At 52.3% G+C, this 14,272-nt stretch carries 11 protein-coding genes; 6 read left to right on the top strand and 5 right to left on the bottom strand.

Annotated features, from left to right (window positions below):
• Nucleotides 1–186: 186 nt before the first annotated feature.
• From DY231_RS00945 to selB, 3 genes are all read left to right on the top strand, one after another.
• On the top strand, nucleotides 187–795 hold the full coding sequence (locus DY231_RS00945; RefSeq protein WP_115626954.1) for a glutathione S-transferase: 609 nt from the start codon (nucleotides 187–189) through the stop codon (nucleotides 793–795).
• Between the two features lie 70 nt (nucleotides 796–865).
• The gene (gene selA, locus DY231_RS00940; RefSeq protein WP_115626953.1) at nucleotides 866–2,254 is read left to right on the top strand and encodes an L-seryl-tRNA(Sec) selenium transferase; all 1,389 of its coding nucleotides are present in this window, start codon (nucleotides 866–868) and stop codon (nucleotides 2,252–2,254) included.
• On the top strand, nucleotides 2,251–4,101 hold the full coding sequence (gene selB / locus DY231_RS00935) for a selenocysteine-specific translation elongation factor (RefSeq protein ID WP_115626952.1): 1,851 nt from the start codon (nucleotides 2,251–2,253) through the stop codon (nucleotides 4,099–4,101). Before selA ends, selB begins: the two co-directional genes overlap by 4 nt.
• A 221-nt stretch (nucleotides 4,102–4,322) precedes the next feature.
• On the opposite strand, the gene exaC is transcribed toward selB, so the two are convergent.
• Nucleotides 4,323–5,861, bottom strand: coding sequence for an acetaldehyde dehydrogenase ExaC (exaC, locus tag DY231_RS00930; protein WP_115626951.1), 1,539 nt, complete (start codon nucleotides 5,859–5,861; stop codon nucleotides 4,323–4,325).
• 188 nt (nucleotides 5,862–6,049) lie between these two features.
• On the opposite strand from exaC, the gene DY231_RS00925 reads away from it, so the two are divergent.
• Nucleotides 6,050–6,919: an ROK family protein gene (locus DY231_RS00925; RefSeq protein WP_115626950.1), complete on the top strand. Its 870-nt coding sequence runs from the start codon at nucleotides 6,050–6,052 to the stop codon at nucleotides 6,917–6,919.
• A 150-nt stretch (nucleotides 6,920–7,069) separates the two neighbouring features.
• On the opposite strand, the gene ompA is transcribed toward DY231_RS00925, so the two are convergent.
• Nucleotides 7,070–8,116 (bottom strand): porin OmpA, encoded by a 1,047-nt coding sequence (gene ompA, locus DY231_RS00920; RefSeq protein WP_034499416.1) that lies wholly within the window; start codon nucleotides 8,114–8,116, stop codon nucleotides 7,070–7,072.
• Between the two features lie 224 nt (nucleotides 8,117–8,340).
• A complete protein-coding gene (locus DY231_RS00915) occupies nucleotides 8,341–8,970 on the bottom strand; it encodes a helix-turn-helix domain-containing protein (RefSeq protein ID WP_115626949.1) in 630 nt (209 codons plus the stop codon).
• A 258-nt stretch (nucleotides 8,971–9,228) separates the two neighbouring features.
• Here DY231_RS00915 and DY231_RS00910 point away from each other — a divergent pair, with 258 nt between their 5' ends.
• Nucleotides 9,229–9,573, top strand: coding sequence for a DUF3302 domain-containing protein (locus DY231_RS00910; RefSeq protein WP_115626948.1), 345 nt, complete (start codon nucleotides 9,229–9,231; stop codon nucleotides 9,571–9,573).
• Nucleotides 9,574–9,593: 20 nt separating this feature from the next.
• Nucleotides 9,594–10,733 (top strand): HlyD family secretion protein, encoded by a 1,140-nt coding sequence (locus DY231_RS00905; RefSeq protein ID WP_115626947.1) that lies wholly within the window; start codon nucleotides 9,594–9,596, stop codon nucleotides 10,731–10,733.
• A 45-nt stretch (nucleotides 10,734–10,778) separates the two neighbouring features.
• Here the strand turns inward: DY231_RS00905 and DY231_RS00900 are convergent, their stop codons facing one another.
• Both DY231_RS00900 and DY231_RS00895 read right to left on the bottom strand, forming a co-directional pair.
• Nucleotides 10,779–12,746, bottom strand: coding sequence for a glycoside hydrolase family 127 protein (locus tag DY231_RS00900; protein WP_115626946.1), 1,968 nt, complete (start codon nucleotides 12,744–12,746; stop codon nucleotides 10,779–10,781).
• Nucleotides 12,747–12,755: 9 nt separating this feature from the next.
• Nucleotides 12,756–14,159 carry an MFS transporter gene (locus DY231_RS00895; RefSeq protein WP_115626945.1) on the bottom strand — a complete coding sequence of 468 codons (1,404 nt, stop codon included), beginning with the start codon at nucleotides 14,157–14,159 and terminating at the stop codon, nucleotides 12,756–12,758.
• Nucleotides 14,160–14,272 lie beyond the last annotated feature (113 nt).

Here is a 14,272-nt window from a genome sequence, read left to right as displayed (position 1 = left end):
TGATGTGATTCACAAAATATTTTACGTGGATTTTCGCGAGTGTGATCCAGGGCAGCCCCACCTGCCAGAAGCCTTTCGTTTTGTCAGAAAATTACAGCGCAGCGGCAAACAACATCGCGCGACCCCAGGCGTCTTCATAATTCCTGAACCATACTTACGCTTTGTCGATTGAAAATGGACGATGTAATGAAACTTATCGGTAATTACACCAGCCCGTACGTGCGCAAAATATCCGTCATCCTGCTGGAAAAGGGCATCACGTTTGAATTTGTGAACGACAACCCGTGGACGTCCGACAGCACCACTGCGCAATACAACCCGCTGGGCAAAGTACCGGCGCTGGTGACGGACGATGGCGAGTATTGGTTCGATTCTCCAATTATTGCGCAATACCTCGAGCTTTTGGACATCGCCCCTGCCCTGATCCCCCGTGACCCAAAAGCCGCCCTGCAAATGCGCCAGATTGAAGCGTTGGCAGACGGTGTAATGGACGCCGCCCTGGTTTCAGTGCGCGAGCGTCAGCGCCCGATCGAGCAGCAATCTGAAATAGAACTCCTGCGCCAGCGCGAAAAAATCAGCCGAGGCCTGACACTGCTCGAACAATACGCTGCGGATAAAAAACTCAATGCCGATGAACTTTGCGTGGCGACCATCGCGGTGGCTTGCGCTGTGGGCTATCTCAACTTCCGCCGGGTTTCCCCGGGCTGGTGTGTCGACCGCCCGCATTTGGTAAAGCTGGTCGAGAAACTCTTTGAACGCGAAAGTTTTGCACGGACAGAACCGCCAACGGCATGATCTCCCGCCATGACAGGGGGCCAGCTCCCCCTGTAAACTATCGCCATATTTCACCACTCAGCGGCTTGCCATGACACCCGATCGCAACTTGTACAGCCAGCTTCCAGCTATCGATAAACTGTTACGTGACGCTTCTTTCAGCGATTTGCTACGCAATTTCGGCCACACACAAGTGGTCAGCACCTTACGTGAAATGCTGGAAACCGCCCGCGAATACATCCGAACCCAACAACAGCTCCCGACATGGAATGGAAATTGGGCGGCTCAGGCACAAGTACAGTTGGAATCTCACCAGCGCAGTGCTCTCCAGCCCGTGTTTAACCTCACAGGAACCGTACTGCATACCAATCTGGGCCGCGCATTGCAGGCAGAAGCGGCAATCGAAGCCGTGACCCACGCGATGCGCTTCCCGGTGACTCTGGAATATGATTTACACGGTGCAGAACGCGGTCATCGCGATAAAGCGCTGGCAGCCTTGCTTTGCGAGTTGACCGGTGCGGAAGACGCCTGCATCGTTAATAACAATGCGGCAGCGGTTTTGCTGATGCTGGCAGCCTGCGCCAGTGGTGAAAACGTGATTGTCTCGCGCGGTGAACTGGTTGAAATCGGCGGTGCATTCCGCATTCCAGATGTGATGCGCCAGGCGGGTTGCCAACTTGTGGAAGTTGGTACGACAAACCGCACGCATCTCAAAGATTATCGTCAGGCCGCGGGTGAAAATACGGCGCTATTGATGAAAGTCCACACCAGCAATTATCAGGTGGCAGGCTTTACCAAATCCGTTACCGAAGCCGAACTGGTGGAGCTTGGCAACGAGCTAAACATTCCGGTAGTGACCGATTTGGGCAGCGGTTCGCTGGTTGACCTCACTCAATGGGGATTGCCAGAAGAACCGATGCCGCAACAACTGATTGCCGCAGGCGTAAGTCTGGTGAGCTTCTCTGGTGATAAACTGCTCGGTGGGCCGCAGGCAGGCATTATCGTTGGTAAAAAAGAGCTTATTGCGCGTATTCAGCAGCACCCGCTCAAACGCGCCCTGCGCGCGGATAAAATAACGCTGGCAGCCCTTGAAGCGACCTTACGTTTATATCAGCACCCGGAAACGCTGGTTGAAAGATTGCCGACGTTACGCCTGTTAACGCGTGATGCGAACGAAATCACAGAACTTGCGCAACGTCTGCTGCCTGCATTCCAGAGCCAATACGGCGAGCAATTCACCGTCTGCGTGGAGCCATGTTTATCGCAAATTGGCAGCGGCTCTTTGCCGGTAGATCGATTACCAAGTTCGGCGCTGACATTTAGCCCGAAAGATGGCCGAGGCTCCACGCTGGGCGCACTCACCCAAAGCCTGCGTGAATTACCCAAACCCATTATCGGCCGTATCAGCGACGGGCGTTTATGGCTGGATTTACGCTGCCTTGAAGATGAAACGGGCTTCATGGAGAACCTGAAACCATGATTATTGCGACCGCCGGGCACGTTGACCACGGCAAAACTACCCTGCTACAAGCTATAACTGGCGTGAATGCTGACCGTCTGCCGGAAGAGAAAAAACGCGGCATGACCATCGATCTCGGTTACGCCTACTGGCCGCAACCCGATGGCAGAATTCCCGGTTTCATTGATGTTCCGGGGCATGAAAAATTCCTCGCCAACATGCTGGCAGGCGTGGGCGGCATTGACCACGCGCTGTTAGTCGTTGCTTGCGACGACGGTGTGATGGCGCAAACTCGCGAGCATCTCGCCATTTTGCAATTAACCGGCAAACCATCGTTAACCGTCGCCTTAACCAAAGCCGACCGGGTGAGCGAAGCGCGTATCGATGAAGTCCGTGAATCCGTGCTGGAAACGATCAAAGAATTTGGCTGGCAAGATGCTGTTCTGTTTGTCACCGCAGCCACCAGCGGCACAGGGATTAATGAACTACGTGAGCACTTACTTTCACTGTCAGAGCGAGCCCATCCGCGCCAGTATCGTTTCCGTCTCGCCATTGACCGTGCTTTTACCGTAAAAGGCGCAGGTTTAGTGGTGACGGGAACCGCACTTAGCGGCGAAGTAAAAATTGGCGATTCACTGTGGCTGACAGGTGCCGATAAACCCATGCGTGTGCGCGGGTTACATGCCCAGAATAGCAAAACAGAAAGTGCATTTGCCGGGCAGCGTATCGCACTCAATATCAGTGGCGATGCTGAAAAGCTCGATATCAAACGTGGCGACTGGTTATTGGCTGAGCAACCGCTCCAGCCCGTAGAACGTGTGATTGTTCAGTTGCAAAGCCACGCACCGTTACAGCAATGGCAGCCGTTGCATATTCACCATGCCGCGAGCCACGTCACCGGGCGTATTTCTCTGCTCGAAGATGATCTCGCTGAGCTGGTCCTGGATGTGCCGTTGTGGCTTGCCGATAACGACCGTCTGGTGCTGCGCGATATCAGTGCTCGCGTCACATTAGCCGGTGCGAGAGCGATTCTTCTGCACGCGCCGCGCCGTGGTAAACGTCAGCCTGCATTTTTGGCCTGGTTACAGCAGCTAAAACACGCTGAAAATGACCAACAGGCGCTCGACACCCATTTGCAGCGTAGCGCTGTGACATTGAGTGATTTTGCCTGGGCGCGGCAACTCACCGCTCAGGGCTTGCAGGAACTGCTAACCCGACCTGATTATCTGCGCGCGGGCAACAGCTTGCTGAGCGATGAAATGGCGACGCGCTGGAAGCAAAAATTGCTCGATACGCTCGAGCGTTATCATCAGCAGCACGATGACCAACCCGGCCCGGGGCGCGAACGCTTACGCCGTATGGCGCTGCCTGGCGAAGACGAACCACTGGTTCTGGCGTTAATCGAGAAAATGCGTCAGGAAGAGTTGCTCGCAAGCCGCCAGGGCTGGCTGCATCTTCCAGACCACAAACCGGGCTTCTCCGCCGAACAACTGGCGATATGGGAAAAAGTAGATGTGCTGTTTGGCGATGACCCGTGGTGGGTGCGCGATCTTGCGCGAGAAACGCAGCAAGATGAACAAACCATGCGCCAGTTACTGCGCTTTGCCGCGCAGCTTGGGCTGGTGACGGCCATTTTAAAAGATCGTTATTACCGGAACGACAGGATTCAAACTTTCGCAAACCTGATTCGCGAGCTGGATCAAACGCAAGGCGCTACCAGTGCTGCCGATTTCCGCGACAGTCTCGGTGTGGGACGCAAACTCGCGGTGCAAATCCTCGAGTACTTTGACCGCATTGGTTTTACCCGCCGCCGTGGGAATGACCATTTACTGCGTGATAAGGCGTTATTTATGGTTGAGAAGTCGTAGGTCGGGTAAGCGCCAGCGTCATCTGACAAAACGGGCACAAATGGTGGATGACGCCTGCGGCTTATCCACCCAACCAAACCTGATCATCCTTATCTATACCCAAAATAATTCGAGTTGCAGGTAGGCGGCAAGTGAGCAAATCCCGATGAGCTTACTCAAGTAAGTGATTCGGGTTTGTGAATGCAGCCAACACCCCTGCAACTTGAAGTATGACGGGTATATCAGAACAACCCTAACGGCTTATCGGAGTAACTCACCAACAGACACTTAGTCTGCTGATAATGATCCAGCATCATTTTGTGAGTTTCACGCCCGATACCGGATTGTTTATATCCCCCGAACGCGGCATGTGCCGGATAGGCGTGATAGCAGTTGGTCCACACGCGCCCCGCCTGAATGCCGCGCCCCATTTTATACGCCAGGTTGCCGTTACGGCTCCAGACGCCTGCACCCAGGCCATATTCGGTATCGTTCGCCAGTTCCAGGGCTTCTTCCATGGTTTTAAACGTCGTCACAGCGAGCACCGGGCCGAAGATTTCTTCCTGGAAAACGCGCATGTTGTTTTTACCGAACAGAATGGTTGGCTCGAGGTAATAACCGGCTTTCAAATCCCCTTCCAGCGCTTTGCGACGCCCGCCGGTGAGCACATCAGCCCCCTCTTTTTTACCGATATCAATATAGTTCAGAATGGTTTCCATCTGCCCCTGGGATACCTGCGCGCCCATCTGTGTGTTCACATCCAGCGGGTTTCCACTGCGGATCGATTCCACCCGGCGGATGGCGCGTTCCATAAAGCGTTCGTAAATAGATTCCTGCACCAGTGCGCGGCTCGGGCAGGTGCAAACTTCGCCCTGGTTGAAGGCAAACAGCGCGAAACCTTCCAGCGCTTTGTCGAAGAAGGCATCCTCTTCGTCCATCACATCAGCAAAGAAGATATTCGGGGATTTGCCGCCCAGCTCCAGCGTGACGGGAATAATGTTTTGCGTCGCATACTGCATGATTTGCTGGCCAACTTCGGTCGAGCCGGTAAACGCGACTTTGGCGATGCGTTTAGACGTCGCCAGATATTCACCGATTTCACCCCCAGCGCCATTCACCACGTTGATGACTCCCGGCGGCAGTAAATCGCCCACCAGCTCCATCAGCAGCAAAACAGACAGCGGCGTTAAACGCGCCGGTTTCAGCACAACACAGTTGCCCGCCGCCAGCGCCGGAGCCATTTTCCAGCTCGCCATCAGCAACGGGAAGTTCCACGGAATAATTTGCGCGACGACACCAAGCGGTTCGTGGAAGTGATACGCCACCGTATCGCCGTCAACTTCACTGATCCCGCCTTCCTGGGCACGAATACAGGACGCGAAATAGCGGAAATGGTCGATAGCCAGAGGTACGTCAGCGCCGCTGGTTTCACGAATCGGTTTGCCGTTATCCCAGGTTTCTGCCGCCGCCAGCAGCTCAATATTCTGCTCCATACGGTCGGCAATTTTTAGCAGGATATTGGCGCGATCCTGAATGGACATGCCGCCCCAGCCTGCTTTAGCTTCGTGCGCCGCATCCAGGGCAAGGTCGATATCACCTTTGCTGGAACTGGCGATTTCACATAACGGTTGGCCGGTGACGGGCGTCAGGTTTTCGTAGTATTTCCCGTCAACCGGAGGCACCCATTGGCCACCAATAAAGTTGTCGTAACGAGGCTTAAGTTTGAGCGGGAAACCATATTCGCCGGGAATAATTCGGGTATCGGGAGGATTATTTGTCATGGGGTTCTCCTTGTCGGTTTGCACTCTCAAGCGTAGACGCCACAGGTGATTTCTTCGCCAGTGTTTGGAGGCTTTACGACACCGATCACGGATTAAACATCTGCTGATTCGGAGTAATCAATCAGCAGGTTATTGGTTTTGATACATACTTAAAGATTCATTTTCCCGTTTCACAACTAGGAATGCTTATGCGGCTGTTTATAGGCTTCGATGTCGGAGGTACTCATGTTAAGCACGGTTTGTTCACTGAAGAGGGAGAGGTGCTTATCGCCGAAGAATATGACACCCACTACGACAAGCAGCTGTTTCTGGATGCATGGCAAAGCGTGGTGGCGGGGTATCGGCAGCATAATGAAATTGCCGGTATTGCTATCAGCTTCCCCGGATACATAAACCCGCACACAGGTAATGTCCCCAAGGCTGGCGCCCTGGAGTTTCTGGATGGCAGCAACCTTCTGGACATTTTCGGCGCACTGACTGACCTTCCAGTCACCGTTGAAAATGACGCCAACTGTGCCGCACTCGGTGAAATGTGGCTGGGTGCGGGCAACGAATACGACTCTCTGGTTTGCGTCACTATTGGTACGGGCATCGGCGGCGGCATCATTGTGAACCGCGAGCTAATGCGCGGCTCGCACTTTCGGGCCGGTGAATTTGGCGTGCTGCCGGTGGGCAAATATGGCGAAGACATGCACCAACTGGCATCGGCCAAAGGGCTGATGGACGCCTGTCGCCGCGAGATGAATATCCCCGCCGATGAAAAAATCCGCGGCCAGGATATTTTCGCCCGCGCCGAAACCGACCTTCATATTCAGGGCGTTATCGACAACTGGGTGAAATATCTGGCGCGTGGCATTTATAGCGTGGTGTCACTGTTCGACCCGCAGGCTATTTTGCTCGGCGGCGGCGTCAGTACGCAGCCCATGCTGTACCCGATGCTTGAGCGGCATCTGGAAGGTTTTAAATTCTGGGATGTGCTGAAAGTGCCGATTCGCCCTTGCAAACTGGGGAATAAAGCGGGCATGTTAGGTGCAGTGTGGCTGGCAAAACAGAAGTAGTCCAGACGCAAAAAAGCCCGGCGAAGAGACCGGGCAACGGACGATAGTAAAACTTTTTATTTTATATGCTGCACATCAAGGTTCTGTATACCCAAAACAATTCAAGTCTTTGTAGGGTGGACAAGCGAAGCGTCATCCACCAGATTCGAATTATTTTTCGCCAGCAATCTCAACCACTACGCGGCGATCCGGTGCCAGGCAGTCGATAAGCTGTGATTTTGACATGTTGTTATCGCAGCTATTGCCGGTAACAGGATCACTCTCACCACGACCTTCAGCACGCACGTTCTGAGCAGGCATACCTTGTGCCACCAGCGCATCAACCACGGCTTGCGCACGCTGAGAAGAAAGCTGCTGATTGTAGTTTTCTGAACCCAGGCGATCGCTGTAACCGACTACCGTCGTTGAGCTGTTTTTCGCCGCCTGCATTTCCGGACTGCTATACAGCTGCGAAATTGCCGCGTGGCCTTCTGGCGTCAGTTCTGCGGAATTAAAGCCGAACAGCACGTCAGATTTCAGATTGAATTTTTTCACTTCGGGTGCTGCTGCCACCGGTGCAACAACAGGTGCCAAAACGGCGTCATCATGCTGACCGAAACGGTACACAATACCCGCTGAAACAGAGCTTACATCGCTGCTGATACCAATCTGGTTGGAGTTACCGACGTTGCTCACCCATTGGTATTCCAGGCGACCCGCCCAGTTTTTAGTGAAGGCATATTCAGTACCGACTGCGGCCAGTGGACGCACGCCAGTTTCAAAATCGCTACGACCTGCGCCACTGGTTTCTGCGCGATAACCCATCGCACCAGCACGGCCATAGATATCCCAGCTATCCGTCAAACCGTAGCTGGCTTTCAGAGACAGTTGCAGCCCCTGGCTTTTCATTTTCGCGCCAGAAACGCCGTTATTACCGTTAATACCCATGTTGCCGAGGTAGTCATAACCCCCTTCCACCGCTAACCATGGCAGAACCTGATAACCTGCAAATACACCACCGCTGACATTATCTTTATCGAAATCGAAGTCAGTCGCGTTGCTCACGTTATCGTTGAAATCTTTGTTGCCGCTGGCATCAAAATAGTGGGACCAGCCCATTTTAGCGCCGCCGTACCAGGTGTTCGCGTCTGCCGCAGCAAATACGTTAGAAACTGCGCAAGCATTCAGCACGATTAAAGCCACAAGAGTCTTTTTCATATATTCCCTAACATATCCAGTTTCTGAGCAAACGACTCAGAATTAAAAAACCATAAGTTTGTCGACACGGATAATAGAGAAATAGTTCACTCACTTGAAATTATAATAAGTTTATTTTTAAACGTTTTATTTTCAATGACGTTAATTACCAGACACCATCATATAATGGAGCCTGGTAATTAACATAAAGTGCTAAAGCCACATGTTTATTTCTTTCGCGCACGTCAAATCTTCTCGGGTAATTCATTCATCTCAATTAAATAACCGCCTCTTTTCAGAGAGAGATAATTGGCTTCCTTTAACGCAAACAAAACATTAAGCACGCTGCTGCGGGATAAGTGCGTTCTTTCCTGAATATATTCAAGGACGGAGACACGCATTCTTGTTTCCAGCGGTAACTGAATGATTTCCTGTAAATGGTTGCAAATAACGGAATAGGTACGCTGTTGAACAACCAGATCGTCACGATAAAAGAGGTAACTATTAAAGTAAGCTAAGGTAATAGAAACGTCACGCCACAGGTTTTGTTGATCGAATATTTCCATGGCTTTTTTAGCGCTGACTCGCAATATAGTGGAATCAATATCGACGCGCAGAATATGGCAGCGTGAAGGTTGAAGCGCCTCCGCTAAGCCAAACAGATGCGGAACGTAGGCACCGGCAATCACCAGCCCGTCGGTTACGCGCAACACGGACAACTCACCTTGCATAAAGAGATATAACTGCGCTTCGCCCTTGTATTCCCAGTGTAATCTTTTACGTGGGACCACACTCATTTCTGTACTGAAAGGCTTCAGTGCTTCAAGTAAACGCCCAATTGATTCATCCGGTCTGACGGGGGCAGATAACGGCATAGTTTTTCCTCAGTGAATGACTTCAATATGATTATATACATTTTTCCAGAAATTTATAAATAAATAAAAGTCACATTGAGCGAAATGCGTTATCCGGGCATCATCACAAACGTAACAAATGAATATCCAGAAACAATTTATCCTCAGTTAAAATAACCACATACGTCAGCAAAATTTAATTTTAATTAAATTATCAGTAGCCAATTCCGCTATTTACCCCTACCTTTGCCGGTTCCCATTTCACCGGAAATTATTCTTATGTTCTTAGATTATTTCGCACTGGGCTTATTGTGCTTTGCCGCTCTGGCCGTGTTTTACGGAATAATTGTCATTCACGATATTCCCTACGAAATCGCCGTTGAGCGCAATCACCCTCATCAGGACGCTATTCACGCCGCCGGATGGGTCAGTCTCTTAATGTTACATGTGCTATGGCCTTTTATTTGGATTTGGGCAATGTTGTACCGCGAAGACCGGGGCTGGGGCTTTCGTGCTAAAGAAAGCGATAACATGGCGCAGCTGCAAGCCCGTCTCACGCTGCTTGAGCAACAACTCGCGGCGCAAAGCGTCAACAGCCAGAAAGATTTACCCCATTCAGACTAATTAAATGACCAGGAAATATCGTGGAATTATTACTGATCCTTATTTATGCTGCTATTTGTATTTGTATATTTAAACTTTTTAAAATACCTCTTAATAAATGGTCTGTGCCAACGGCGATATTGGGTGGGGTTATTCTGTTAAGCAGTCTGGTCCTGACGATGAATTATAACCATCCGTACACTGAACGAGCACAGATGCTGACCGTAACGGTGCCGATTATTCCTGAAGTTCAGGGAACGGTAACCAGGGTCACTCAGGACACGAATAAGATGCTGAAGAAAGGAGATTTTCTTTTCAGTATTGACCCCACGCCTTACCAGTCAAAAGTCGATGTGATTAAAGGCGAAATTGAAACTGCGCAGCAAAATGTCGAAGTTCTCAAAGCCCGACTCGCCTCGCAAACCGCCGATATTGAACAGTACAAAGCTAACCGCGACCTGGCGTTAAAAGATGCCAACCGTTATCGCGAAGGCAGCCGCGACCGCATGAAAAGCCCATTTACCGATCAGGAAGTCGTCAGCGCGCAGGAACACGCACTGGCGGCACAAGCACAATGGCGTTCGGCACAGGCGAAACGTGAGCAAACCAAAGCACAGCTGGATGCATTAGTGGGCAACGAAAACGCCACGGTCTATAAGCTCGAATCGAGCCTGAAAGAGGCGCAATACTACCTCGACAGAACCACCGTTCGCGCACCTGAAGCGGGTTATGTTACCCAGGTCTTACTCAAACCCGGCATGTTTTTACGTCCGCTGCCGCTTCGCCCGGCAATGGTATTTGTCCCTGAGCAAAAAACCGATATTTATGCGGCATTCCGCCAAAATTCCGCGTTACGTTTACACGCAGGTGACAAAGCCGAGGTGGTGTTTAACGGTCTGCCGGGCAAAGTCTTCCCAGGCACGGTGAAGCAGATACTGCCGGTGGTCGCTAATAGCAGCTTCCAGGCACAGGGGTTCTTGCAGGGGTTGAGTCAGAATCCAGGGCTGGACGGTATTTATGCGGACATTACCCTGGACCCGAATTCCGCTATCGACGCGCTGCCGAAAGGGACGACCGCCCAGGCGGCGGTGTACACCGAGCACGTGGAGCACTTGTCGATTCTGCGCAAAATCTTGCTGCGCATGACAAGCTGGACGCACTACCTTTATATCGATCACTGACCGATCAACGGGATCTCTGGCAGCAGAGATCCCGTCGATCCTGGATTACTCGCCGTTAACCCAGATCCGCATTTCCCCTTCCCCACGGTTCGCCCAACTAAACCACGGAATAAAGGTCAGCTTTTTCGCTTCGGTGTTTACTGGCGAATTATCATAGTGATACAACGCCTGTGAAGATGCCTGCTCACATGACTTACGCTCGCCGTCAGCCTGAATCAGCACTTTGTGGGCGAACAAACCTTTGCCTTCAATCAGGCTGAAAGTGCTCTCTTTCGGCAAATACAGGTTATGCAATTCGGCACCGTTATCCGCCTCTTCCAGGCAATAAACCAGCGGCCCACGTTGCACCGCAACTTTGCCTGCAATATGGCGCAACAGCGGATTGCCGTACACGCGACGAACCGGCATCGGCAGCGTCAGACGAAGGGTGTCGCCCTCCTGCCACAGGCGGTGAATATGCAGATAACCTTTTCGGATCTCCCCAGCGCAACTCTCGCCATTGAGCAACACCTGCGGGTTTTCGCACCAGTCCGGTAAACGTAGCGCAAGGGTATGTTGCACGGCTTGCGGCGACGTCACGGCAATGTCTATCTGCTCATCCCACGGATAATTACCGCTGATTTTCAGGCGCAGCTCTTTACCGCTCACCGGCACTGCCATTTCGTTGCCGACATACAGATGCACATACAGCGCTTCCGGCTGCGGCGTGTAAATGTAGTGGCCGAGCGAAGTCAGCACGCGTGCGATATTCGGCGGGCAGCAGGCGCAACCAAACCAGCGTTGGCGAACCGGTTTTACGTGGTCGTAAATATGGTTGAAGGCCAGCGTTTTCGGGTGCACTTCCAACGGGTTCACATAAAAGAAATGTTTGCCGTCCAGCGCCATGCCGCCCAAAACTGTGTTGTATAGCGCGCGTTCCATCACATCGGCAAAGCGGCTGTCGGCTTCCATTTGCAGCATGCGGCGGGCGTACATCATCAGCCCAATGGACGCACAGCTTTCGGCGTACACCGTGTCATTCGGCAAATCGTAATCCGAGCTGAACGCTTCGCCGCTGCTTTGCGAACCGATACCGCCGGTAATGTACAGCTGGCGCTGCACCATGTTGTCCCACAGGCGCAGGCAGGTCTGGCGTTTTTCCTCGTCTTTGTGCAGACGCGCCAGGTGCGCGACGCCTGCCATTAAATAGACAAAACGCACCGCGTGGCCGATGGCTGTTTGCTGCAACGCCAGCGGTTCATGCGCCTGGCTGTAGGCTTTGTCTTTCACCATCCAGGCTGGGCCGTGAATGTTCCAGTGCGAGGTACGCCCACGTTTTTCATATTCGATATCGTAAAAATGCGGCTGCGCTCCACGTTCTTCAACGAAGTAATTCACCAGATTTAGATAGCGCGGATTGTCCGTCACTTCATATAAACGCATCAGCGCCAGTTCGATTTCCGGATGGCCTGGATAGCCATGAAGCTGATTAACGCCTGAGCCAAACACGCGGTCGATATGGTCAGCCAGACGGCATACCACATCCAGCAGGCGGCGTTTTCCGGTCGCCTGAAAGAACGCGACACCTGCTTCAATCATGTGCCCGGCGCAGTAAAGCTCGTGGCATTCAGCGAGGTTCGTCCAGCGCTCATCCGGAGCTTTTACGGTGAAATAAGTATTCAGATACCCGTCTTCGCACTGCGCCGCCTCCACCAGTTCGATAACGTCATCGGCAGTTTTTTCAAGCTCCGCATCCGGCTTCTGGCACAGCGACCACGCCACCGCTTCGAGCCATTTCGCCACGTCGCTGTCCTGGAAAACCATGCCGTAAAACTCGCCTTCTTTGCGCCCCGCCGCGATTTCAAAGTTTTCGATGGCGTGGCTCGGGTCCGCTTCGGGAATGCGGTCGTTCAGGGCATCCCACTGATACGGGATCACCACGTCGCGCACCAGACGCTGATACTGGCCTAAAAACGCATCGGTCACTTTCAGTTGGTGCAGGTCTACTTCCTGTAAAATATCAGGCTGATTCATAACAACTCCTCAGGCGGTCTGGACATGGCGCTGACGTAAGTCAGTGGAAATCTGCGCCATCATAGGATTATTCAAACGGCAACGGCGAATCGCCAGAGCCAGTAACAGGTGGAATACGGCTGGCAGCAGCGTTTCCAGCGCGGTAATGCCAGAAAGTGAGGCCGCCGTCTGGTGTTCCGGGCCGGGTTGATAGGCCACGAAAATAAACACCAGGCTGATGATCCCGGCGCTAGCAGCCCAGGCTAATTTGATGAAGAAAAGATTGAATGCGAAGTTCATCCCCGATGAACGCACGCCGGTTTTCCACTCGCCGTAGTCATCGGCAAACGCCATGATGGAAAAGTGCAGTGGCAGAGTGAATCCAAGAATGATGCCGTTAGCCAGAATCACCAGCAGCCATAAGGTCTGGAACGCCGCGCCCGTCGGCAAAAGCCACATCCCCGCGGCCAACACCGCTAAAACCAGGTTGGTGTAATAGTAGAGTTTTACGGTATCAAAGCGTTTGGCGAGCGGGTTCACAATCACCGCGCCGAGGATGGATGCGAATGTCACCATCGTGAAGAACAGCGAGGCAAACCCGGCGCTGCCTTGCAGCACATAAGTGATGAAATACATGTAGCCGCCGCCGCGCAAGTTAAACACGTTAATGAGCAGGAACGACATCACCAGGCTCAGTAATAGCTGGTCGTTTTTACGCAAACCCGCCAGGTGTTCGCGCAGAGTAAATTTGCCCATCAGCGCCAGTGGCACACGTTCACGAACCCAGAAGAAGCAGCACAGGAACATCACCACCGCCACGGCACACAAAATGCCAACCCCCATCTGGTAGCCTTTCGCGGCATTTCCCTGGCCGATGATTTCCACCAACCACGGCAGGCCAACCGACACTAAGAAGCCCGCCACACCGCATAACACAAAGCGCCAGGACTGGCAGGAAATCACTTCATCGTGGCGCGTGGTCATGGTGTTGATTAGCGCGCAATACGGTACGTTGATGGCGGTGTAACCCACGGAAAGCAGAAGATAAGTTCCGAATGCCCAGAGGATTTTCATATTGGCGCTCAGATCCGGCACCGTAAACGTCAGCACGCCGATCACGCCAATTGGCACAGCAACCCACAATTGCCATGGGCGAAAGCGGCCAAAACGGCTTTGCGTACGGTCAGCCAGAATGCCCATCAGCGGGTCAGAAATCGCGTCGAAAACACGTAATGCAATAAACAACGTGCCGACAATTGCAGGGGTCAAACCGAAAACATCTGTGTAGAAAAAAGTCAGGAAGTTCATGATAAGGCAGGTAATAACCGTTCCGCCTGCATCACCTAATCCGTAACCTATTTTCTCGCGTACCGAGAGCCTGTCATTTAAATCTGTAGCCGCAATATCAGTATTATTTATAGGGGTAGAGGTCATGATTTATTTACACCTCGTTTCAGATTAAGAACCGGAAGTTTTTATTATTGCTTACCCTAAATAATTCGAGTTGCATCGAGGCGGCAAGTAAACGCATCCCGATGAGCTTACAT

The organism is Buttiauxella agrestis (assembly GCF_900446255.1).
Classification (GTDB): Bacteria; Pseudomonadota; Gammaproteobacteria; order Enterobacterales; family Enterobacteriaceae; genus Buttiauxella; species Buttiauxella agrestis.
The sequence above is the reverse complement of the archived record's forward strand: the minus strand, read 5'-3'. Positions and strand labels throughout refer to the sequence as shown.

Bases quoted from the DNA above. Each gene is read 5' to 3' on its own strand.
- DY231_RS00945 (WP_115626954.1), top strand. From the start codon at position 187: ATGAAACTTATCGGTAATTACACCAGCCCGTACGTGCGCAAAATATCC.
- selA (WP_115626953.1), top strand. From the start codon at position 866: ATGACACCCGATCGCAACTTGTACAGCCAGCTTCCAGCTATCGATAAA.
- selB (WP_115626952.1), top strand. From the start codon at position 2,251: ATGATTATTGCGACCGCCGGGCACGTTGACCACGGCAAAACTACCCTG.
- exaC (WP_115626951.1), bottom strand. From the start codon at position 5,861: ATGACAAATAATCCTCCCGATACCCGAATTATTCCCGGCGAATATGGT.
- DY231_RS00925 (WP_115626950.1), top strand. From the start codon at position 6,050: ATGCGGCTGTTTATAGGCTTCGATGTCGGAGGTACTCATGTTAAGCAC.
- ompA (WP_034499416.1), bottom strand. From the start codon at position 8,116: ATGAAAAAGACTCTTGTGGCTTTAATCGTGCTGAATGCTTGCGCAGTT.
- DY231_RS00915 (WP_115626949.1), bottom strand. From the start codon at position 8,970: ATGCCGTTATCTGCCCCCGTCAGACCGGATGAATCAATTGGGCGTTTA.
- DY231_RS00910 (WP_115626948.1), top strand. From the start codon at position 9,229: ATGTTCTTAGATTATTTCGCACTGGGCTTATTGTGCTTTGCCGCTCTG.
- DY231_RS00900 (WP_115626946.1), bottom strand. From the start codon at position 12,746: ATGAATCAGCCTGATATTTTACAGGAAGTAGACCTGCACCAACTGAAA.
- DY231_RS00895 (WP_115626945.1), bottom strand. From the start codon at position 14,159: ATGACCTCTACCCCTATAAATAATACTGATATTGCGGCTACAGATTTA.